16 protein-coding genes are annotated in these 21051 nt (G+C 72.2%); 6 read left to right on the forward strand and 10 right to left on the reverse strand.

Annotated features, from left to right (window positions below; all coding sequences use genetic code 11):
* Positions 1-64: 64 nt before the first annotated feature.
* Complete coding sequence (locus tag AC07BS_RS17860) at positions 65-583, reverse strand: hypothetical protein (protein WP_478933105.1); 519 nt, start codon at positions 581-583, stop codon at positions 65-67.
* A gap of 199 nt (positions 584-782) precedes the next feature.
* On the opposite strand from AC07BS_RS17860, the gene AC07BS_RS17865 reads away from it, so the two are divergent.
* Positions 783-1544 (forward strand): MerR family transcriptional regulator, encoded by a 762-nt coding sequence (locus AC07BS_RS17865; RefSeq protein WP_478933107.1) that lies wholly within the window; start codon positions 783-785, stop codon positions 1542-1544.
* Between the two features lie 62 nt (positions 1545-1606).
* Positions 1607-2002 carry a VOC family protein gene (locus AC07BS_RS17870; RefSeq protein WP_478933109.1) on the forward strand — a complete coding sequence of 132 codons (396 nt, stop codon included), beginning with the start codon at positions 1607-1609 and terminating at the stop codon, positions 2000-2002.
* Positions 2003-2045: 43 nt separating this feature from the next.
* On the opposite strand, the gene AC07BS_RS17875 is transcribed toward AC07BS_RS17870, so the two are convergent.
* The 5 genes from AC07BS_RS17875 to AC07BS_RS17895 all read right to left on the reverse strand — a co-directional run bounded on the left by AC07BS_RS17875 (position 2046) and on the right by AC07BS_RS17895 (position 6858).
* Positions 2046-2753 carry an MBL fold metallo-hydrolase gene (locus tag AC07BS_RS17875; RefSeq protein ID WP_478933111.1) on the reverse strand — a complete coding sequence of 236 codons (708 nt, stop codon included), beginning with the start codon at positions 2751-2753 and terminating at the stop codon, positions 2046-2048.
* A gap of 117 nt (positions 2754-2870) precedes the next feature.
* Positions 2871-4079, reverse strand: coding sequence for a sensor histidine kinase (locus AC07BS_RS17880; RefSeq protein ID WP_478933113.1), 1209 nt, complete (start codon positions 4077-4079; stop codon positions 2871-2873).
* Between the two features lie 91 nt (positions 4080-4170).
* Positions 4171-4857: a response regulator gene (locus AC07BS_RS17885; protein WP_478648360.1), complete on the reverse strand. Its 687-nt coding sequence runs from the start codon at positions 4855-4857 to the stop codon at positions 4171-4173.
* A gap of 134 nt (positions 4858-4991) precedes the next feature.
* Positions 4992-5714 carry a hypothetical protein gene (locus tag AC07BS_RS17890; protein ID WP_478648357.1) on the reverse strand — a complete coding sequence of 241 codons (723 nt, stop codon included), beginning with the start codon at positions 5712-5714 and terminating at the stop codon, positions 4992-4994.
* A 334-nt stretch (positions 5715-6048) separates the two neighbouring features.
* On the reverse strand, positions 6049-6858 hold the full coding sequence (locus tag AC07BS_RS17895; RefSeq protein ID WP_478933116.1) for a S1 family peptidase: 810 nt from the start codon (positions 6856-6858) through the stop codon (positions 6049-6051).
* Between the two features lie 215 nt (positions 6859-7073).
* On the opposite strand from AC07BS_RS17895, the gene AC07BS_RS17900 reads away from it, so the two are divergent.
* Positions 7074-7955: a hypothetical protein gene (locus tag AC07BS_RS17900; protein ID WP_478648352.1), complete on the forward strand. Its 882-nt coding sequence runs from the start codon at positions 7074-7076 to the stop codon at positions 7953-7955.
* 87 nt (positions 7956-8042) lie between these two features.
* Here the strand turns inward: AC07BS_RS17900 and AC07BS_RS17905 are convergent, their stop codons facing one another.
* Entirely contained in the window at positions 8043-9086 is a 1044-nt protein-coding gene (locus AC07BS_RS17905; RefSeq protein ID WP_478933222.1) for a glycoside hydrolase family 113, read from the reverse strand.
* Positions 9087-9091: 5 nt separating this feature from the next.
* On the reverse strand, positions 9092-10930 hold the full coding sequence (locus tag AC07BS_RS17910) for a DUF2334 domain-containing protein (RefSeq protein WP_478933118.1): 1839 nt from the start codon (positions 10928-10930) through the stop codon (positions 9092-9094).
* Between the two features lie 571 nt (positions 10931-11501).
* Between AC07BS_RS17910 and AC07BS_RS17915 the strand changes: the two genes are divergently transcribed.
* The 3 genes from AC07BS_RS17915 to AC07BS_RS17925 are packed head-to-tail and all read left to right on the forward strand — an operon-like array spanning position 11502 to position 14675.
* Entirely contained in the window at positions 11502-12764 is a 1263-nt protein-coding gene (locus tag AC07BS_RS17915) for a glycosyltransferase (RefSeq protein WP_478648347.1), read from the forward strand.
* Between the two features lie 55 nt (positions 12765-12819).
* Positions 12820-14013 carry a non-hydrolyzing UDP-N-acetylglucosamine 2-epimerase gene (gene wecB / locus AC07BS_RS17920; RefSeq protein ID WP_478648344.1) on the forward strand — a complete coding sequence of 398 codons (1194 nt, stop codon included), beginning with the start codon at positions 12820-12822 and terminating at the stop codon, positions 14011-14013.
* Positions 14010-14675, forward strand: a complete 666-nt coding sequence (locus AC07BS_RS17925) for a calcium-binding protein (protein ID WP_478648342.1) — start codon at positions 14010-14012, stop codon at positions 14673-14675. Before wecB ends, AC07BS_RS17925 begins: the two co-directional genes overlap by 4 nt.
* A gap of 93 nt (positions 14676-14768) precedes the next feature.
* Here the strand turns inward: AC07BS_RS17925 and AC07BS_RS17930 are convergent, their stop codons facing one another.
* Together AC07BS_RS17930 and gltB are read right to left on the reverse strand one after the other, a co-directional pair.
* Positions 14769-16229 (reverse strand): glutamate synthase subunit beta, encoded by a 1461-nt coding sequence (locus tag AC07BS_RS17930; protein ID WP_478648339.1) that lies wholly within the window; start codon positions 16227-16229, stop codon positions 14769-14771.
* Entirely contained in the window at positions 16222-20781 is a 4560-nt protein-coding gene (gene gltB / locus AC07BS_RS17935; protein ID WP_478933120.1) for a glutamate synthase large subunit, read from the reverse strand. Before gltB ends, AC07BS_RS17930 begins: the two co-directional genes overlap by 8 nt.
* Between the last annotated feature and the right edge of the window lie 270 nt (positions 20782-21051).

Here is a 21051-nt window from a genome sequence, read left to right on the forward strand (position 1 = left end):
AGGGGCGGAGGGGACCATGGACAAACCGGGGAGGGCGTTGGACTCGTGGCGCCCGCGGGTGGCGTCAGGCGAGTTTGTCCAGGGTGCCCTTGACCACCTGGGTGGAGCCGTCGCGCATCCTCCCGGTGTAGAAGAAGGTGACGCGGTGGGCGGTCGCGGCGGTGAGCGTGATCTGCCCCCGGGGGACGCACCGTCCGGTCCTGATGTCCTCCCCCAGCGTGATCGCCCTGCGGTCGTCGCCGACCTCCTGGAGGACGAGAACGCCCTTGCACAGCAGTCCGGGAGCCGTGTATTCGACGCCGCCGGCCTCGCCGCCCGCCCCCGGCTCGGTGATCGAGAGCGCGGCGGTGTAGACGGAGCCCCGCGTGCCCTCCTCGGCGACGTCGCCGCGCCACCGCCCGACGAACGCGTTCGGCACCCCGCTGTCCCGGGGCGCGGAGGCGTGACCGGGCCGGAGGGAGTCCGGCAGCCCGTATTTGCCGATCAGCGCGGCCCCCAGCGTGCCCAGCACGGTGAGGACCCCGCCGATGGCCGCCGCCCACAGGGGGATGTGGCGATCGCTTCGGGACTGCGGAACAGACATGGGACCACCCAGGGCGAGGTGCGGCGGAGCGATGAGGGACATCCTCCCGGTCCCCGTACGTCGCGGGCGCGGGGTTTCCCGCAATCCATGATTTTTTCGATTGGCCCGTCGAACAGCCGGCTTGCGCTTTCCGTTGCGTCAACTTCTACGGTCGTTCATGTGGCCGGAGAGACCGGCCCGGCGAGGGGAGGCACGACCGATGGCCTGGTCGATCGCGGAAGTGGCCCGGATGTCCGGGGTGACGTCCCGGACACTGCGGCACTACGACGACATCGGTCTGCTGCCGCCCGCGTGGATGGGAAGCAATGGGCACCGCTACTACGAGGAGGCCGATCTGCTGCGGTTGCAGCAGATCCTGCTGATGCGGGAGCTGGGCCTGGGACTGCGCGAGATCCGGGAGGTCCTGGACAGCCGGATCGACCGGGTGGCCGTGCTCCGCGAGCACCACCGGCGGCTGCTGGAGGAACAGGACCGGCTGGGCCGGCTGGCCCGCACGGTCGGCCGCACCATCGCCGAACTGGAGAGGAACGAGGACAAGGACGACATGACGAAGATCAACAGGCCGGAGAACCTGTTCGAGGGCTTCGAGCCCGCCCGCCACGACGACGAGGCGCGCGAGCGGTGGCCCGAGCAGTGGGAGCAGTCCCGGCAGGCCGCGGAGGGCATGACCCCCGCCGACATGGAGCGGTGGCAGCGCGAGGTCACGGCGCAGATGATCCGCATGGCGGAGTTCATGGTGGCCGGCACGCCGGTCGCCGACCCCGCCGTGCAGGCCGAGGTGGAGACCCACTACCAGGGCGTCTGCCGCTTCTGGACCCCGAACGCGGTCGCGTACAAGGGGCTGGGCCGGCACTACGTCGACGACCCGGCGTTCCGCGCGAACTTCGACCGGATCGCCGACGGCCTGGCCGACTACCAGTGCGAGGCGATGGCCGTCTACGCCGACGCCCGCCTGAGCTGATCGCTCACCCGTACCGCCGGGGGCTGCAGACCCCGGCCGGACGGCTGCGGCATCATCAGTTCATGATCGCCACGATGCAGTGCACCGTCATCGACTGTCCCGACCCGCTCGCCCTCGCCGACTTCTACGCGGCCGTCCTGGGCTGGCAGGTCGAGGCCGACGAGACCGATCCGGACTGGGTGTGGCTGAACGCCCCCGGGCGGACCCAGCGGCTCGCCTTCCAGCGCGTGCTGAGCGAGTACCGCCCGCCCCGCTGGCCCGATCCCGCCCATCCGCAGCAGTTCCACCTGGACTTCGACGTCGACGACGTCGAGCACGCCCAGCGGGAGGTCATCGCGCTGGGCGCCACGTTCCTGTACGACAGCGGCGGCGAGACGAGGGGCTTCCGCGTCTTCGCGGACCCCGCGGGGCACCCCTTCTGCCTCTGCTACGGACAGAAGGAGCAGCAGGAGCAGTAGGAACAGCAGGAGCGGTAGGAACAGCGGTGGCGGCAGCCGCGCCTCACAGCTCCGCCGCCACCCTCCGCAGCGCCTCCCCCGCGCCGCCCACGATGGGGGCGCCATGGCCGAAGCAGGCCGTGTCGACGTCGGACAGCGACGCCTGGCGGCGGAAGGCCGCGATGACGCCCGCACGGTCGACGTTGAAAACGCCGGGCATCAGCGCCTCGACATTGGCGATGGTGTCACCCGTGAACAGCAGGCCGGACGAGGGCAGATGGAGCGCGATGCTGCCCGCCGTGTGGCCGGGGACGTGGACGACGCGCGCCTCCTCGCCCCAGTCGAGGGTGTCGCCCTCCCCCAGCTCCCGGTCGACCCGGCAGGGCGAGGGCGGGGCGGCCTCCCCCACGGCCGCGTGGACGGACTCCCAGAGCGGCAGCTCCCAGTCCTCCAGGACCGGCGGCGGCTCGGGGGCGTCGCCGCGGATGACGGGCGCGTCGGCCGCGCCGGCCAGCACCCGCGCCCCGGTGGCCGCCGCGAGCGCGGCCGCGGAACCGGTGTGGTCCATGTGGGAGTGGGTCAGCACGATGTCGCGGAGCTCCTCCGGGCGGGCGCCGAGGCCGGCCAGGGCGTCGAGGACCGGTTCGGCGTGGCCCGGGAGGCCCGCGTCGATCATGGCCCAGCCTTCGCCGCCGGGCAGCCGCAGGACGTAGGCCTGGCCGGCGGTGAAGCCCAGCATCCAGAGGCGGGGGGTTATCGGGATGATCTTCATGGGGTCACGCTACGGACCAGGCTGGGCCCGCGCCCGCTGTTGCGCCCTCGGCGGATTGAGCGCCCGGCGAACACCCACCGGCGCCCGCCACGAGGGCCCGCCGACACCGGGCGGACGTCAGCCCGGCCCCGCCGCACCCCGCCGCTCCGCCTCCCGCTCCCCCGGCCCCTCCCCCTCCCCCTCCCGGTCCACCGGGAAGAGCGCCGTCACCTGCCAGCCGCCCTCCGGCGCCGGGCCGGCGTGGAGACGGCCGCCCAGGGCCTTGGCCCGCTCGGCGAGCCCGACCAGGCCGAAGCCGCCGCCACGCGCCTGCTCGGAGAGGCTCGCGGCCCGTCTGCCGTCGTCCGCGATGCGCAGCTCCACCCCCTCCGGGACCCCGCGCACCCCGATTCGTACGGCGGTGGCGTCGGCGGCGTGCTTGCGGATGTTGGTGAGGGCCTCGCGGACGACGCGGTGGACGCCCGCGGCGACCTCGCCGGGGAGCCAGGTCTCCATGCCCTTCTCGATGTAGAGGGCGACGGGCGGTCCGGTGCGGGCGAACTCCTCGGTCAGCTCGCGGACCTCCGGCAGGCCGGCGACGGGTTCGGTCTCGGGTTCGCCCTCGCGCAGGACGCCCACCAGGCGGCGCATCGCGCCGAGGGCGGCGCTGGCGGAGTTCTCGATGCGCTCGAACGTGTCGCTCGCGGCGGCGCCCTCCAGGGCCGTGAAGCGGGCGGCGCGGGCCTGGACGACGATGCCGGTGACGTGGTGGGCGACGAGGTCATGGAGCTCGCGCGCGAGTTCGAGGCGTTCGGCGGTGCGCACCGCCGCCATGTCGCGGACGCGCTGGGCGTCGTGGCCGCGCAGGACGAGGGAGTACGCGCCGACGACGGCGGTCAGCACCGCGAAGAGGGCGGTGAAGCCGCCGGGGTTGAGGTCGCGGACGGGCGCGGCGACGGCGGCGACGGCGAGGAGGGGGCCCAGGAGGCGGGCGACGCGGGCCGGGGAGCGGGAGACGACCTCGGTGAGGAGGACGAGCAGGGCGACGTCCTCCCCGACGCCCCAGACGGCGGTGGGGTGCTGCCCGGTCATCAGGACGAGCGAGGCGGTCAGGGAGACGGCGACGGCGACGGCCGCGCGGACGGTGAGCGGGATCCAGCTCCAGGGCAGGGCGCACAGGCAGACGGCGACGCCGGAGGCGAGGACGACGGCGTGCGGCTGGCTGGGCTGGCGCGCGAGGGAGAACCCCTCGAAGGCGACGAGGAAGAGCAGGGCGGCGCCGAGGGCCACCTTGCCGAGGCCGGCCCGGCGGGGATGACGGGCGGCCCGGCGGACCCACCGGTTCATGTCCGGGCCCCGGCGTCGCGCGGGGCCCCGGCACCGCCGGACCCGTGGGCCGGCCGTCCCGGCGGGGCCGGCCGTCGTTCGCCGCGCGCGTTCACGTGCCGCTCGTGGCCAGCCCGCTCTCCCAGGCCCAGGCGGCGATCTCGACACGGTTCCGGGCGTCGAGCTTGAGCTGCACATTGGCCAGGTGGGTCTTGACCGTGGACAGGGAGACGAACAGTTCGGCGGCGATCTCGGCGTTCGTCGCGCCGCGCGCCAGGCAGCGGACGACGTCGGCCTCGCGGTCGGTGAGGGGTTCGGAGGGCTGCCGGACGCCGGACGCCGGTGCCGAGCCTCCCGTGGGGGCCATGTCCCGCAACAGGCGGACGGTGATGGCGGGTGAGATCAGGGAGTCGCCGACGGCGGCGGCGTGCACGGCCTCGACGAGCATGGCGGGGCTGGCGTCCTTCAGCAGGAAGCCGGAGGCGCCGTTGCGCAGCGCGGTGTGCACGTATTCGTCGAGGTCGAAGGTGGTGACGATGACGATGCGGGGGCGCTGGCCGCGCTCCGGGTGGGCGGCGGAGATCTCCGAGAGCCGCCGGGTGACCTCCAGGCCGTCCAGCTTGGGCATGCGGATGTCGAGCAGCAGGACGTCGGGCTGGAGGCGCTCGACGGCCTCCAGTGCCGCCTCGCCGTCGACGACGTCGGCGACGACGTCGATGTCGGGCTGGCTCTCCAGGATCATCCGGAAGCCGGTGCGGACCATCTCCTGGTCGTCCGCGATGACCACGGTGATCGCCATAGTCGTGCCCTCGCTCCTCACCTTGCCTCCGCCGGGGCGTCCACCGCCGCCGGCCGGGGCGTCTTCCATGTCACCGGGGGTGCCCGCGCGCCGCAACCGCAGGCGGCGGCCGGGCCCCGCGCCCGGGCCGGGGATCAGCCCTCGGTACGCCCGTTGCGGCGCAGCGCGACGCGGACGCCGTACGCGCCGCCGGCGACGGCCAGCAGGGCCGCGCCGCCGGCGATGACGGGCGTGGCGGCGTCGCCGACGTCGTGGCTGGCCTTGATCACCTGACCGGCCTCGACGACGCGCTTGACCGGGTTGCCGGAGGTGTCGTGGGGCGGGCGGTGGACGACGGGCGTGTGGCGGGCGCCGTGGGAGGCGGCGGCGGTGGCGTTCCCTGCGGGGGTGGCGCTCCCGGCAGGAGTGGCACTCCCGGCCGCGGCGGTGGTGACCGGCCGGGCGGCGGTGGCGCCGCCGGGCTCGGGGGTGTGGCGCAGGGCCCCGGAGGCGAAGTCGTAGTAATGCGTCAGCCGGGTGCCGTCGAGCTGGGCGCGCAGGGTGGGGTGGGTGCCGTCGCCGTCGAGGATGCGCAGGTGGAGGCGGTCGAGGTCGGCGGCGGGGCGGCCGGCGTCGATGGTGGGCTGCCGCTTGCCGTGGGTGGTGACGACCACGCTGGTGCCGCCCTCGCCGGAGGTGAGGCGGGCGCGGCTGCCGTCGGGGAGGAGGATCTGGCGCACGGTGGTGGTCGTGGTGCCGCCGCCGGGGCGGGTGTCGTGGTGGTCCGGCTTGGCCGCCGCGACGGCGGTGGCCGTCGGATACGCCACGGCCGCGACGGCGGCGGTGAGGACGGTGGCGGCGACGATGCGGGACTTCACGGACACGGAGTGTGCCTTTCCGTAACGGAGGGCTCTGGCTGCGGCGCCGGCGGTGTCCGCCGGTCGTGCTCCCCTTACGTTACGGACGTTTACGCGGCTCACACCTCGACTGTCCGACCATTCCCGTCTCGGCCGAAAGGATGACGGACCCCCACCCCCGTCATACCGGAGAGGGGCGGCGCACCGTACGGGCCGGGGCGCGCGGGCGGGCCCGAGGAGCTCGGGAGCGGTGCGCGCGAGGGCCCGTACCGGCTGGGCCGTCCGGGTCGGGGACGGTCCGGGGTCGCCGGTACGGGCCGGGTTCACCACGGGCGGGCGTACGGTTCGCGCCGCGTCAGCCGCCGAGGCTCGCCGCCGCGGACCGGATGGCGGAGGCGAACGTGCTCACCTCGGTGTAGACGCCGGGGTAGCCGGGCCGGGCGCAGCCCTGGCCCCAGCTGACGATGCCGACCTGTATCCAGGCGCCGGAGTTGTCCTGGCGGAACATCGGGCCGCCGGAGTCGCCCTGGCAGGTGTCGACGCCGCCCTGTTCCAGGTAGCCGGCGCAGATCTCCTCGCCGGGGGTGAGGCTGCCGCCGTACGCGGCGCCGCAGGCGTCGTCGTCGACGTAGGGGACCTCGGCCTTGAGCAGGACGCGGGACTGGCCGCCGCCCTCGCGGGTGGCGCCCCAGCCGGCGACGGTGAAGACGCCCTCGTTGAAGGCCGTGGTGTCGGCGATCCTGAGCGTCGGGAGGTTCACCGGCTTGGCGAGCTTGATCAGCGCCCAGTCCTTGCCGACGCCGTTGTAGCCGGGGGCCTGCAGGACGCGCGTGGACTTGACCTTGATCGCCTGCGAGGACTGGAGGTCGACGACGCCGGCGGTGGCGGTGATGGAGGTGTCGGCGCCGCTGCCGTTCACGCAGTGGGCGGCGGTGAGGACGATCTGCTGGGTGTAGAGGGCGCCGCCGCAGCCCATGGACAGCCGCACCATCCATGGGAACTCGCCCTGGGCGGCGGGGACGCCGCCGACGACGCTCGGACCGGGCCGCGGGTCGGGGTCCCGGCCGGGGGCCGCGTGGGCGGCGGCGGGCTGGAGGCCGAGGACGGCGAGGGCGACCGCCCCGGCGGTGAAGCATCTCTTGAGCACCTTGAGGTAGTTGCGCAACGTGCTTCCTTTCGTGGGAGGTTGGGCACATCGCGTCGGTGGGGTTGTAGAGCTCATGACAACGATGCACGCGTTGCGATTATCGGACCGGGAGCCACCCGCACCTAGCGGCGTTTTCGGCCAGTCGGAGCGCCCGCCTCCTACGGGCCCGGGGCGGGGTTGCCGACCGCCCTACAGTGGAAGGGCAGCGGCAAACCGCACGGGGGTGGTCACGCGTGAGCGGCTCGGGCCCGGACCTCGTGATCCAGCACGGGTTCCCGCACCTGGACACCGTGCGGTCGGCGATCACCGCGCTCTACCGGCGGGTCTCCTACGACGGGGTGGCCTCCTTCGCGGCGAGCGTGCCGCCGGCCGACGTGGCCTTCTCCGACCACGAGGACCCCTACCTGGGCGTGCAGCGGGTCGCCGGGGAGATGGTGCGGCACCTGCGGCTGCCCGACGCCCGGATGATCGTGAGCTTCCGCGACATGCGCCACGCGGGCAGCGTCGAACTCGCCGCCGGGCCCGAGTACTTCGTGGAGCTGAACTCCCGCTTCAAGACCCACCGCAGGGACATCGGCGCCGCGCTCGCGCACGAGGTCACGCACGTCTATCTGCACCGGCTGGGGCTGGAGTTCCCGGGCACCCGGGACAACGAGATCCTCACGGACACGACGGCCGCCTACCTCGGGGCGGGCTGGCTGCTGCTGGACGCCTACCGCGAGTCGTCCGTGTCGACACAGAAGCTGGGGTATCTCACGCCCGAGGAGTACGGCTATGTGCTGGCCAAGCGGGCGGCGGTGTTCGGGGAGGACCCCTCCCCCTGGTTCACCAGCGCCCAGGCGTACGAGGCGTACGCGCGGGGCCGGGAGCGGGCGGCGCGGGACGCGCGGCGCCCGCCGCTGGCCGGTGCGGGGCGCCTGGGCCGGCACCGGTACGCGCGGGACCGGCGCGCCCGGGCCGCCGCGCCGGACGCGGGCTACGCCTTCGAGGGCACGGACCCGCCGCGGGTCAGCTTCCCCTGCCCCACCTGCTGGCAGCGCATCCGGGTGCCGGTGCGCGGCCGGTTGCGCGCCCGGTGCACGCTGTGCCGCACGGAGCTGGAGTGCGAGACCTGAGCGCTCCGCCGCACGTCCAGTGAGCCGGCCGCGGCCGCGTCGTGGCTGGTCGCGCAGTTCCCCGCGCCCCTTCGGGGCGCTGCCGGATCAGGACGCGCCCCACCACTTGCGCAGGACCTTCTCCGCCGGCTTGCCGTGCGGGGTGTACGCCAGGCGCTTGGCGGTCTCGCCGCTGTCGGGCCAGTCGTCCCACATCCACCAGCAGACGCCCGCCCACCACTTCTTGCCCTCGAAGGCGGCCAGCAGCGCCTCGTAGGCCGCCGCCTGCTCGGCGTCGCCGTCGCGCTTGCTGACGGTCCAGGAGTAGGGGGCGGTGGTGGAGCCGCGCTGGCTGACGTAGCCGGCCTCGGTGAAGAGGACCTTGCGGTCCTGCCGCCGGGAGAAGGCCTCCAGCTCCTCGGCGATGGGCTGCCACGCCTGGCGCAGCCGCGCCGCGTCGGTGGTGGCCTTGTCGCCCAGCGGCCAGTACGCGTCGACGCCGATGATGTCGAGGTCCTTCCAGAAGGCGACGTTCCGGTACTCGTCGTAGTTGGCGGCGTACGTCAGCGGGCCCTTGTAGCGGGCGCGGACGGCGGCGACGACGTGGCTCCAGCGCTCGCCGTCCCGCGAGGTGCCGGCGAGTTCGGTGCCGACGGAGAACTGCTCGACGCCGGTGCGCCGGGAGAGGTCCGCGTAGTGGGTGATGAAGTGCTCGTACGCGCGGAACCAGGCGTCGCGGTCGGCCGGCCTGATCTCGGCGCGGTCCCCGCCCTTGGTGAGGTCGACGTGCGGCTTGACCATGACCTTCAGGCCCGCGTCGTGGGCGAGGCCGATGATGTGGCGCAGGCTTCCGTCGTCGGCGGTCTCGCCGGTGGTGCGCATGGCGGAGTCGGTGACGCGGTCCTGGTACCAGGTGGGGGTGAAGGTCACCCACCGGGCGCCGGTCGCGGCGATCTGCCGAAGATACGTTCCGGCGTGATCGCTGCTGTAGTCGTCGGTGTTCCACGAGGGGAGCGTCATGCCCCGCATTCCGGTCGCCTTCCTGTCGTCGGGCCGGCCGGTGGGGGCGGCGCCGTCCTCGTCGCCGGAGGAGGAGCAGCCGGCGACGAAGAGGGCGGCCACGGCCGCCAGCGCGGCGGCCGCCCTCTTCATCGCGTTCACTGCGCCAGGTCCGTGGGGCCGACGAAGGTGTAGCCGAGGGCCTTGATGCCCTCGACGGTCTGCTTCAGCGGCTCCACCGGGTAGTACGGGTGGTAGAAGAAGCTGGCCACGCCGTCCCGCACGGCCAGGTTCGCCTTGGCCGAGTTGATGAGGTCGGCGGGCAGCCGGGCCGGGTGGTTGTTGTACGGCACGGGCTCGTAGTTACCGATGTTCTCGGGAAGCACGCTCGTACCGTAGACGTCCTTCACGGCGTACGGGAAGAACTGGCCGATGTATCGACCGGGGTTCACGGTTCCGCCGCTGAGCGTTCCCGCGAAGTACAGCGAACGCTCCAGCCGGGCCGTGTAGTTCTGCCCGAAGACCTTGTAGTCCGCGGCGGAGGCGGCGTAGTGCGGGGTCGTCCACAGCGTGGGCTTGGGCAGCCCGGCGAGCGTGAACCCGTTCAGCGCCGAGGTGACGCGGGTCTGCGCCCAGAGGGTGGAGTCCTCGGCCACCGGCCCGTCGTAGATCACGTTGTCGGATGCGTCGACGTGGGCCCGGAAGAACTCGAAGTCGTCGCCCGTGGCGCCGGTGTAGGGGTTGGCGACGTTCTTGTACTGGTGGGTGTAGCCGTGGTTCATCAGGACGCCGCCGCGCTGGAGCATGTACTTGAGCGCCGAGACGACCTGCGGGGTCTGGGCGAGGGTGACGGTTTCGGCCACGCCGTTGTTGTACGCGCCCTTGGGGTCCGTGTAGGTCGGGATGACGTTGATCCCGTACGGGATCTTCTGCGAGTAGAGGTAGTCGGCGATGGCCCGCAGCTGCGCGGGGTCGGCCTTGGGGCTGACGTCCTCCAGCCGGACGAACGCCCGGTGGCGCTCGGCGGTCGCCGGGGCGAGGGAGTCGTAGAGGAGGTCCTCGAAGACGATGACGCGGTCCGACTCGGACACGTAGGAGAAGGGGATCTCACCCAGGTAGGTGAGGTTGGACGTGCGGAACGCCCAGGGGAAGGTGGCACCGCTGTTGGCGTCCTTCGCCTGCGCGAGCTCCGTGATGTCCGGGTAGTCGGGGCCGTCGACGACCGCCGGGTGGAGGACGCCGCCGTCGAAGCCGACGGGGATCTTCCGGGTCAGCGTCTGGTTCTTGTACGTGACCTGGTTGACGTTGCCGACGCTGCCGTTGGTCTCGAAGAAGGAGTTGGTCGGGTCCCAGCCGTACTTCTTCTTGAAGTTCTCGATGCCGACCGCGTTCGCCATGTTCCAGACGTTGTCGCCGATCCAGGTCACGGGCTTGGTGGTCTTCAGCGCGTCCTGGTAGAAGGCGGCGGGGATCGCGTCCGGGACCGAGCCGCCGTAGTAGGTGGAGCCGACGTAGACGGTGGCGGTGTACTGCTCGGTCATGCCCGCGGTGTAGGCCGATACCGGCTTGGCGGTGGCGGTGCCGAAGTGGCCGACGAGGTTGGCGATCGCCATGGCGTAGAGCTCGCCGAGGTGGCCGTAGGGGCCGGTGGTGTCGTAGAGCACCAGGGCCGAGGTGCCGGGCGCCGCGGCGAGCGCCTGGGTGGCGGCGGCCACGGTCTTGGGAGCGGGTGCCGGGGTGACGGTCAGTCGGCCGGCCCGGCGCTGGCGGTCGTTGGTCAGACGGCCGGCGACCCATGACTTCAGGTCCTGGGTGCTCGCCCCGGAGAGCGAGGCGGATCCCACCCCCTGCAGCCCGTGCGCGGGGCCGGGCCTGCCGTCCTGGCCTATCGCGGCCTCGGCCCCCGTGGAAAGCGTGACGCCGCCCAGCAGGGCGGCGACGGCGGCGAGGACGACGGAGACGCGGGAAATCCGCGCTCTCCCTCGTGAATGTTTCATTGTGTTTCCCCCTGGTTGACGAGCTGCTTGCCGATTCCCCCACCGGACGAACACCGGACGAGCACCGGATGGACACCGGACGGACACGGAAGTCCCTCAGCAAAGGTCCCGACAGTTGGCCGATTCTTGTGGTCGCCGTGAAGGGTGTCAATAGACAACTGCGGTCCCGTCCGGGCAATTACGGACAAGGGAATTGGCGTAGACCAAAGATCACACGCGTCACAGCGCCACCCTGAACAGGCATAATTACCGGTAGGTTCACAGAATTAAATCTTCCGATTCAACAAGTCCCACCACAGCCCCCGAAACCCCCACCGCCGTCTGATACCTTCCCTGCGCACGCCTCAAGCCGAGGCGGAATCCGGGGGGAACTCATGTACGGAAAACCCGCTCTGGGGACAGTCCTGCCCTTGGCAGGGCTGACGGCAGCCCCAGAAGTTATGCCGGGCATACCCTTTGCCAGGGGACTGCAGGAAGCCGCGGGGGCGGGATTCCTGCTCTACTGCGCGATAGCCGCCGTGCTTCTTTCGGCGAAATTCTGGTTCGTGCTGCGAAGCTCCGGTGACCGTTCATGATCACCGAAGTGATGCTCTGGTCGAGCATCGCCATCATCGTGATGGCCGGATGCTACAACTCCACTCTCTTCGTCCTCTCGAGACGCCGGATACGCCACGCGCGGGGACCGCGCGCCGACCGTCTCTACGTCTTTCTCCTCGCCTGTCTGAACGAGGACAAGGTGCTCGCCGAAAGCCTGGCCCGCATCACCTCGCTGCCGGCCGGCAACTTCATGGCCCTCGTCATCGACGACGCCTCCGACGACCGCACGGCGGAGATCGCCCGGTTCGCCGGCCATTCCTCGTCGGGCCGGGTCCAGCTCCTCCAGCGGCACTTCCCGAACGCCCGCAAGGGCAAGGGCGCCGCCCTCAACGCCGGCATCCGCCACCTGCGCGACTCCGGCCTCCTCGACGGCCACGACCCGCGCGACGTCATCGTCTGCGTGGTGGACGCCGACGGCCGCCTCGACCCGCACGTGGTGCAGGCGGTCGACCCCTACTTCGACGATCCGCGCACCGGCGCCACCCAGATCGGCGTGCGGATGTACAACCGGCACAAGGGCATGCTGGCCCGCCTCCAGGACATGGAGTTCGTCATCTACGGCGACATCTTCCAGTCCGCCCGGCGCTACTTCGGCAGCGTCGGCATGGGCGGCAACGGCCAGTTCATGCGGCTCTCCGCCCTCGACACCCTCATGGGCGAGGACGGCAAGGGCCCGTGGAGCGACTCCCTGACCGAGGACCTCGACCTCGGGGTGCGCCTGATCGCCCGCGGCTGGACCAACCACCACTGCACCACCGCGGCGGTCTCCCAGCAGGCCGTGCTCGACGTGGGGCGCCTGGTGCGCCAGCGCTCGCGCTGGTTCCAGGGCCACCTCCAGTCGGCCGGGCTGGTCCCGCTGATCCTGCGCGAGGTACCGGCCAAGGCCGCGGTGGACCTGCTCTACCACCTGTCCAGCCCGGTGCTCATCCTGCTCACCTCCCTGCTCCCGCTGTCCTTCCTGGTGGCCACGGGCGGCACCATCATCGGCTCGGTGGAGGCGGGACACCCGCTCGTCTCCCCGATGTGGATCATCGGTCCGTACGTCCTGTCGTTCACCGCGGCGTACGCCTACGGCTGGGTCTACTCCCGGCGCGAACGCGGCCTCGGACTCGTCCGGTCGGTCCTGCTGTCCCACGTCTTCGTCTTCTACGGCTACATCTGGTTCGCCGCCGGATGGTGGGGGCTGTGGCGGATGCTCACCGGCAAGCAGACCTGGCTCAAGACCGCGCGCACCTGACGCCCGGCACTCCTCCACCCACAGGCCAAGCACGCACATTCCCCAAGGGAGACCCATGTCCCCGAACGTCATCACCACGCCCGTGCGCGCCATGCTCGTACTGGGCACCCGCCCCGAGGCCATCAAACTCGCCCCCGTGGCCCGCGCCATGGACGCCTCGCCGCTCTTCGAGCCCGTCGTCGTCAGCACCGGTCAGCACCGCGAGATGCTGGAGCAGATGCTCCGGATGCTGCGGGTCCCCGCCAGCGTCGAACTCGACGTGATGCGCGACCGCCAGGAGCTCTCCACCCTCACCGCCCGCCTCGTGGACGGGCTGGGCGAGGTGATCCGGGCCGAGCGCCCCGACGTCGTCGTCGTGCAGGGCGACACCACCACCGCCCTCACCGGCGCCCTCGCCGCCTTCTACGAGCACGTCCCCGTCGCCCACGTCGAGGCCGGGCTGCGCACCGGGGTGCTCGACAACCCCTTCCCCGAGGAGCTCAACCGCCGGCTCATCGGCCGGATGGCCCGCTGGCACTTCGCGCCCACCCCGCGCGCGGCCGGCCACCTCACGGCCGAGGGCGTCCCCGCCGCGGAGGTCTTCGTCACCGGCAACACCGTCATCGACAACCTCCTGTGGGTGCTCGACGAGGGGGCCGGCCGCGACCACTTCCGCAGCGGTCTGCGCCGCGTCCTGGTCACCCTCCACCGCCGGGAGAACCAGGGCGACAAGATGCGCGCCATGGGCAAGGCGCTGCGACGCCTGGCCGACCGCGGGGACGTCGAGATCGTGCTGCCGCTCCACAAGAGCCCGGCCGTGCGCGAGGCCCTGCTGCCCGAACTGAGCGACCACCCGGACATCCACGTCGTCGAGCCGCTGGACTACGTCGACTTCTCCGCCACGCTCGCCGGCTGCGACCTGGTGATGACCGACTCGGGCGGCATCCAGGAGGAGGCGCCGAGCCTGGGCAAACCCGCCCTGGTGCTGCGCACGACCACCGAGCGGCCCGAGGCCGTGGAGGCCGGCGCGGCCCGGCTCGTGGGCACCGAACCGCAGGTCATCCTGGACGCCGCGATCCGGCTGCTGGACGACGCCGAGGCCTACGGGCGGATGGCGCGGGCCGGCAACCCGTTCGGCGACGGGCACGCCACGGACCGCATCGTGGCCCAGCTCGCCGAGGACTTCGGCGCCGACGCGGACGTCCTGCCCGCGCCCGCTCCGCTGGTGGCCGGACGGCCCGACGGTACGGGGTCATACTCGACGGCATGACGAGAGTTCACCGGCTTCTCGCCCTCGCACTGCTCGCGGCCGCCGTCGTGGCGGGGCTGGTCTTCGCGGTGAGTGCCGTCTGGGAGGACAGCGGGGAGCCGGAACGGCCGTGGGCCGAGGGATCGGTCCACGGCCCCTGGCGGTCGGTCTTCGACGGGCACGGCGAGAACATCGGGCGCCACGACGGCCTGGCCCTCTCCCCCAAGCCCTCCACCCGGGCGGAGGAGACCCACGCGGGCCTGATCGTCTCCACCGAGCAGTTCACGGAGGTGGACTTCCGCGCGAAGATGCGCACCATCGCCCAGCTGCGCACCCCCAAGCCCAATCCCTGGGAGGTGCCGTGGCTGGTGTGGGCGTACACGGACCCCGAGCACTTCTACTACGTCACCCTCAAGCCGAACGGCTGGGAGCTGGGCAAGCGCGATCCGGCCTATCCGGGCGGGCAGCGGTTCCTGGCGACCGGGGCCGAGCACTTCCCGCTCGGCGAGGCGCCGAACGTACGGGTCGCCCAGCGCGGCGCCCGTATGGAGGTGAGCGTGGACGGGCGGGGGCTGGTGGCCTACGAGGACCGGGAGCGCCCGTACACGCGGGGGAACGTGGGCGTGTACACGGAGGACGCGCGGGTGGTGTTCAGCGATGTCTCGGCCCGCACCCTGGAATGACGGCCGGTGCCGGGCACATGGCGGCGCCCGCCTCGGTCGGGGTTGAGGCGGGCGCCGTGTCACGGGGGCGCGGTCGCGCCGGTGGGACGGCCGTCAGACGGCCAGGGACCGGTCCGTGGGCCGGACCGGGGCCGGCAGGGTGCTGGTGCCGGTCAGGTAGCGGTCCACGCCGCGCGCCGCGGAGCGGCCCTCGGCGATGGCCCAGACGATGAGGGACTGGCCGCGCCCGGCGTCACCGGCGACGAAGACACCGGGGACGTCGGTGGCGTAATCGGCGTCGCGGGCGATGTTGCCGCGCTCGTCGAGGGACACGCCGAACTGCTCGACGAGGCCGTTCCGCCGGTCCGTGCCGGTGAATCCCATCGCGAGGGTGACGAGCTGGGCGGGGATGCGCCGCTCGGTGCCGGGCTTCTGCTCCGGCTTGCCTCCCACGAACTCCACCTCGACGAGGTGGAGCCACTGGACGTTGCCGTCCTCGTCGCCCTCGAAGCGGGTGGTGGAGACGGAGTAGACGCGCTCGCCGCCCTCCTCGTGGGCCGAGGTGACCTTGTAGAGCATGGGGAAGGTCGGCCAGGGCTGGCCGGCGTTCCGCTCGTCGCCCGGGCGCGGCATGATCTCCAGCTGGGTGACGGAGGCCGCGCCCTGGCGGTGGGCGGTGCCCACGCAGTCGGCGCCGGTGTCGCCACCGCCGATGACGACGACGTGCTTGCCCTCGGCGGTGATGGTGGGAGCGACGTAGTCGCCCTCCTGGACCTTGTTGGCGACCGGCAGGTACTCCATGGCGAGGTGGACGCCCTTGAGGTCGCGGCCGGGCACGGGCAGGTCGCGGGAGGTGGTGGCGCCGGCGGCGATGACGACGGCGTCGTAGCGCTTGCGGATCGTGGCGGCGTCGATGTCGCGGCCGATCTCCACCTCGGTGCGGAACTTGGTGCCCTCCGCGCGCATCTGCTCGATGCGGCGGTTGATGTGCCGCTTCTCCATCTTGAACTCGGGGATGCCGTAGCGCAGCAGTCCGCCGAGGCGGTCGGCGCGCTCGTAGACGGCCACGGTGTGGCCGGCCCGGGTGAGCTGCTGGGCGGCGGCCAGGCCGGCCGGGCCGGAGCCGATGACGGCGACGGTCCTGCCGGAGAGCCGCTCGGGCGGCTGGGGGGTGACGCCGCCGGCCTCCCAGGCCTTGTCGATGATGGTGACCTCGACGTTCTTGATGGTCACCGGCTGCTGGTTGATGCCGAGCACGCACGCGGACTCGCAGGGCGCGGGGCACAGGCGACCGGTGAACTCGGGGAAGTTGTTGGTGGCGTGGAGCCGCTCGGCGGCGGCGCGCCAGTCCTCGCGGTAGGCGTAGTCGTTCCATTCGGGGATGAGGTTCCCCAGTGGGCAGCCGTTGTGGCAGAACGGGATGCCGCAGTCCATGCAGCGGCTCGCCTGCTTGCTGATGACGGGCAGGAGGGAGCCGGGGACGTACACCTCGTTCCAGTCGCGGACGCGCTCCGCGACGGGACGGGTGCGGGCGACCTCGCGGTCGGTGGTCAGAAAGCCCTTCGGGTCAGCCATGGGTCGCCGCCTCCATCATCTTCTCGTGGGTCTCGGTCTCGGAGAGACCGGCTCGCTCGGCGGCGTCCTTGGCGGCGAGCACTGCCTTGTACGTGGCGGGCATGACCTTGCGGAAGCGGGTCACGGCCGTGTCCCAGTCGGTGAGGAGGCCGGCCGCGACGGTGGAGGCGGTCTCCTCGTGGTGGCGGCGCACCACGTCGTGCAGCCACCGGCGGTCGGTGTCGTCGAGGGTGTCGACGGCCCCGGCCAGCTCGCCGTTGACGTGGGCGGCGTCCAGGTCGAGGACGTAGGCGACGCCGCCGGACATGCCGGCCGCGAAGTTGCGGCCGGTGGCGCCGAGGACGACGGCCCGGCCGCCGGTCATGTACTCGCAGCCGTGGTCGCCGACGCCCTCGGAGACGACGGTGGCGCCGGAGTTGCGGACGCAGAAGCGCTCGCCGACGCTGCCGCGCAGGAACATCTCGCCGCCGGTGGCGCCGTAGGCGAGGGTGTTGCCGGCGATGGTGGAGTACTCGGCGAGGTGGTCGGCGCCGCGGTCGGGGCGGACGACGACGCGGCCGCCGGAGAGGCCCTTGCCGACGTAGTCGTTCGCGTCGCCCTCCAGGCGCAGGGTGACGCCGCGCGGCAGGAAGGCGCCGAAGGACTGGCCCGCGGAGCCGGTGAAGGTGATGTCGATGGTGTCGTCGGGCAGGCCGGCGCCACCGTACTTCTTGGTCACCTCGTGGCCGAGCATGGTGCCGACCGTGCGGTTGATGTTGCGGATGGGCAGCTGGGCGCGGACGGGCTGGGGGGCCTCGTCGCCGACGGTGTTCAGGGCGTCGGCGGCCAGCTTGATCAGCTGGTTGTCGAGGGCCTTGGCCAGGCCGTGGTCCTGCTCGGTGGTGTGGTGGCGGGGGGTGCCGGCGGGCAGGTCGGGCACGTGGAGCAGCGGGGCGAGGTCCAGGCCCTGGGCCTTCCAGTGGCGGACGGCCCGGCCGGTGTCGAGGAGTTCGGCGTGGCCGACGGCCTCCTCGAGGGTACGGAAGCCCAGCTCGGCGAGGATCTCGCGGACCTCCTCGGCGATGAATTCGAAGAAGTTGACGACGAACTCGGCCTTGCCGTTGAACCGTTCGCGGAGGACGGGGTTCTGGGTGGCGATGCCGACGGGGCAGGTGTCCAGGTGGCAGACGCGCATCATGACGCAGCCGGAGACGACGAGCGGGGCGGTGGCGAAGCCGAACTCCTCGGCGCCGAGGAGGGCGGCGACGACCACGTCGCGGCCGGTCTTGAGCTGGCCGTCGGTCTGCACGACGATGCGGTCGCGCAGGCCGTTGAGCAGCAGGGTCTGCTGGGTCTCGGCGAGGCCGAGCTCCCAGGGTCCGCCGGCGTGCTTGAGGCTGGTGAGCGGGGAGGCGCCGGTGCCGCCGTCGTGGCCGGAGATCAGGACGACGTCGGCGTGGGCCTTGGAGACGCCCGCCGCGACCGTGCCGACGCCGACCTCGGAGACCAGCTTCACATGGATGCGGGCGGCAGGGTTGGCGTTCTTGAGGTCGTGGATGAGCTGGGCGAGGTCCTCGATGGAGTAGATGTCGTGGTGCGGGGGCGGCGAGATCAGGCCGACGCCCGGGGTGGAGTGCCGGGTCCTGGCGACCCAGGGGTAGACCTTGTGGCCGGGCAGCTGGCCGCCCTCGCCGGGCTTGGCGCCCTGGGCCATCTTGATCTGGATGTCGTCGGAGTTGACCAGGTACTCGCTGGTGACGCCGAAGCGCCCGGAGGCGACCTGCTTGATGCTGGAGCGGCGCTCGGGGTCGTGGAGGCGCTCGGGGTCCTCGCCGCCCTCGCCGGTGTTGGACTTGGCGCCCAGCCGGTTCATGGCGATGGCGAGGGTCTCGTGGGCCTCGCGGGAGATGGAGCCGTAGGACATGGCGCCGGTGGAGAAGCGCTTGACGAGGGAGCTCACCGGCTCGACCTCGTCCAGCGGGACGGGGGTGCGGTCGCCGGTGAAGGTGAACAGGCCGCGCAGCGTCATCAGGCGCTCGGACTGCTCGTTCACCCGCTCGGTGTACTGCTTGAAGATGTCGTAGCGGCGGGCGCGGGTGGAGTGCTGGAGCCGGAAGACGGTGTCGGGGTCGAAGAGGTGGGGCTCTCCCTCGCGACGCCACTGGTACTCGCCGCCGATCTCCAGCCGGCGGTGGCTGGCGGGGATGCCGGTGGCGGGGTAGGCCTTGGCGTGCCGGGCCGCGGTCTCGCGGGCGACGACGTCCAGGCCGGCGCCGCCGATCCGGGTGGCGGTGCCCTGGAAGTAGGTGGCGGTGAACTCCGCGTCGAGGCCGACGGCCTCGAAGACCTGGGCGCCGCGGTAGGAGGCGACGGTGGAGATGCCCATCTTGGACATCACCTTGAGCACGCCCTTGCCGAGCGCCTTGATGAGGTTGCGGATCGCGTCCTCGGGGGTGAGGTCCGGCAGGTCCTGGAACCAGGTGCCCTGGCGGACGAGGTCCTCGACGGACTCCATGGCCAGGTACGGGTTGACCGCCGCCGCGCCGTAACCGATGAGCAGCGCGACGTGGTGCACCTCGCGGACGTCGCCGGCCTCGACCAGCAGGCCCACCTGGGTGCGCTGCTTGGTGCGGATGAGGTGGTGGTGGATGGCGGAGGTCAGCAGCAGGGACGGGACGGGGGCGTGCTCGGCGTCGGAGTGCCGGTCGGAGAGCACGATGAGGCGGGCGCCGGCGGCGATGGCCGCGTCGGTCTCGGCGCACATGGCGGCGAGGCGGGCGGCGAGCGCGTCGGCGCCGCCGGAGACGCGGTAGAGGCCGGAGAGGGTGACGGCCTTCATACCGGGCAGGTCGCCGTCGGCGTTGATGTGGACGAGCCGGGCGAGCTCGTCGTTGTCGATGACGGGGAACGGCAGGGTGACGCTGCGGCAGGACTCGGCGGTGGGGTCGAGCAGGTTGCGCTGCGGGCCGAGGGAGGAGATCAGCGAGGTGACGAGCTCCTCGCGGATGGCGTCCAGCGGCGGGTTGGTGACCTGCGCGAAGAGCTGGGTGAAGTAGTCGAAGAGCAGCCGCGGCCGCTCGGACAGGGCCGCGATCGGCGAGTCCGTGCCCATCGAGCCGATGGGCTCCGCGCCGGTCCTGGCCATGGGGGCGAGGATGACGCGCAGCTCCTCCTCGGTGTAACCGAAGGTCTGCTGGCGGCGGGTGACCGAGGCGTGGGTGTGCACGATGTGCTCGCGCTCGGGGAGGTCGGCGAGGTCGGTGAGACCGGCCTCCAGCCATTCCTTGTACGGGTGTTCGGCGGCGAGGCCGGCCTTGATCTCGTCGTCCTCGATGATGCGGTGCTCCGCGGTGTCGACGAGGAACATACGGCCGGGCTGGAGGCGGCCCTTGCGGACCACCCGGGCCGGGTCGATGTCGAGGACGCCGACCTCGGAGGAGAGCACGACGAGCCCGTCGTCGGTGACCCAGTAGCGGCCGGGGCGGAGGCCGTTGCGGTCGAGGACCGCGCCGACGAGGGTGCCGTCGGTGAAGGTGACGCAGGCCGGTCCGTCCCAGGGCTCCATCAGGGTGGAGTGGTACTGGTAGAAGGCGCGCCGGGCGGGGTCCATGGAGGCGTGGTTCTCCCAGGCCTCGGGGATCATCATCAGCACGCTGTGCGGCAGCGAGCGGCCGCCGAGGTGGAGCAGTTCGAGGACCTCGTCGAAGGAGGCGGAGTCGGAGGCGTCCGGGGTGCAGACGGGGAAGAGGCGCTCCAGGCTCCCGTTCTCCCCGAACAGGTCGCTGGCCAGCTGCGACTCACGGGCCCGCATCCAGTTGCGGTTGCCCTGGACGGTGTTGATCTCGCCGTTGTGGGCGACGAAGCGGTACGGGTGGGCGAGCGGCCAGCTCGGGAAGGTGTTGGTGGAGAACCGCGAGTGGACCAGCGCGACGGCGGTGGCGCAGCGGCGGTCGGAGAGGTCCGGGAAGAACGGCTCCAGCTGCCCGGTGGTGAGCATGCCCTTGTAGACGATGGTGCGGGCGGACAGCGAGGGGAGGTAGGTGCCGGTCTCGCGCTCGGCGCGCTTGCGCAGGACGAACGCCTTGCGGTCCAGGGCCAGGCCGGTGTTCTCGCCGTCGGTGACGAAGAGCTGGCGGAAGGCCGGCATCGTGGCGCGGGCCGCGGCGCCGAGCAGCTCGGGGGCGACGGGGACGTCGCGCCAGCCGAGGACGGTCAGGCCCTCCTCGGCGGCGATCGTCTCGATGCGCGAGACGGCGTCGGCCGCCTCGCCGGCGTCGGCCGGGAGGAAGGCGATGCCGACGGCGTAGCCGCCGGCCGCGGGGAGGGCGAAGGGGACGCTCTCGCGCAGGAAGGCGTCGGGGACCTGGAGCAGGATGCCCGCGCCGTCGCCGGAGTCGGGGTCCGAGCCGGTGGCGCCCCGGTGCTCCATGTTGCGCAGGACGGTGAGCGCCTGTTCCACGAGCTCGTGGCTCGCCTCGCCGGTGAGTGTGGCCACGAAGCCGACGCCACAGGCGTCGTGCTCGTTGCGCGGGTCGTACATCCCCTGCGGGGCGGGGTGGGATGCGTGGCGCATCGGCGCTCCCGTCGTCGTCTGGCAGTCATGTCGTGAGGCATGTGCCGAGGGACGACGCTGGCCCTCCGCTGAAGAAAAGTTCGGTGCGTTACATGATGGGCGGCTTCTCGAAAAGTGGAAGCCTTGGTCCAACATGTGGACACCCGGGGTGTGGGCGGGGCGCCCGGGAGCCTTGGGATCACCAGGCCCGGCCGCGCCGGCGGAAACGCGCAGAACGAGCGGCGTTGCCCGCCGCGCTACCGGATTGTGCCCGGTCACGGGGGAGCTGAA

The sequence above is a fragment of the Streptomyces sp. NPDC044063 genome, assembly GCF_056434285.1.

What these genes read in the sequence shown, in the direction of transcription:
- AC07BS_RS17860 (WP_478933105.1), bottom strand. Translation starts at nt 583, where the DNA reads ATGTCTGTTCCGCAGTCCCGAAGCGATCGCCACATCCCCCTGTGGGCG.
- AC07BS_RS17865 (WP_478933107.1), top strand. Translation starts at nt 783, where the DNA reads ATGGCCTGGTCGATCGCGGAAGTGGCCCGGATGTCCGGGGTGACGTCC.
- AC07BS_RS17870 (WP_478933109.1), top strand. Translation starts at nt 1,607, where the DNA reads ATGATCGCCACGATGCAGTGCACCGTCATCGACTGTCCCGACCCGCTC.
- AC07BS_RS17875 (WP_478933111.1), bottom strand. Translation starts at nt 2,753, where the DNA reads ATGAAGATCATCCCGATAACCCCCCGCCTCTGGATGCTGGGCTTCACC.
- AC07BS_RS17880 (WP_478933113.1), bottom strand. Translation starts at nt 4,079, where the DNA reads ATGAACCGGTGGGTCCGCCGGGCCGCCCGTCATCCCCGCCGGGCCGGC.
- AC07BS_RS17885 (WP_478648360.1), bottom strand. Translation starts at nt 4,857, where the DNA reads ATGGCGATCACCGTGGTCATCGCGGACGACCAGGAGATGGTCCGCACC.
- AC07BS_RS17905 (WP_478933222.1), bottom strand. Translation starts at nt 9,086, where the DNA reads ATGAAGAGGGCGGCCGCCGCGCTGGCGGCCGTGGCCGCCCTCTTCGTC.
- AC07BS_RS17910 (WP_478933118.1), bottom strand. Translation starts at nt 10,930, where the DNA reads ATGAAACATTCACGAGGGAGAGCGCGGATTTCCCGCGTCTCCGTCGTC.
- AC07BS_RS17915 (WP_478648347.1), top strand. Translation starts at nt 11,502, where the DNA reads ATGATCACCGAAGTGATGCTCTGGTCGAGCATCGCCATCATCGTGATG.
- wecB (WP_478648344.1), top strand. Translation starts at nt 12,820, where the DNA reads ATGTCCCCGAACGTCATCACCACGCCCGTGCGCGCCATGCTCGTACTG.
- AC07BS_RS17925 (WP_478648342.1), top strand. Translation starts at nt 14,010, where the DNA reads ATGACGAGAGTTCACCGGCTTCTCGCCCTCGCACTGCTCGCGGCCGCC.
- AC07BS_RS17930 (WP_478648339.1), bottom strand. Translation starts at nt 16,229, where the DNA reads ATGGCTGACCCGAAGGGCTTTCTGACCACCGACCGCGAGGTCGCCCGC.
- gltB (WP_478933120.1), bottom strand. Translation starts at nt 20,781, where the DNA reads ATGCGCCACGCATCCCACCCCGCCCCGCAGGGGATGTACGACCCGCGC.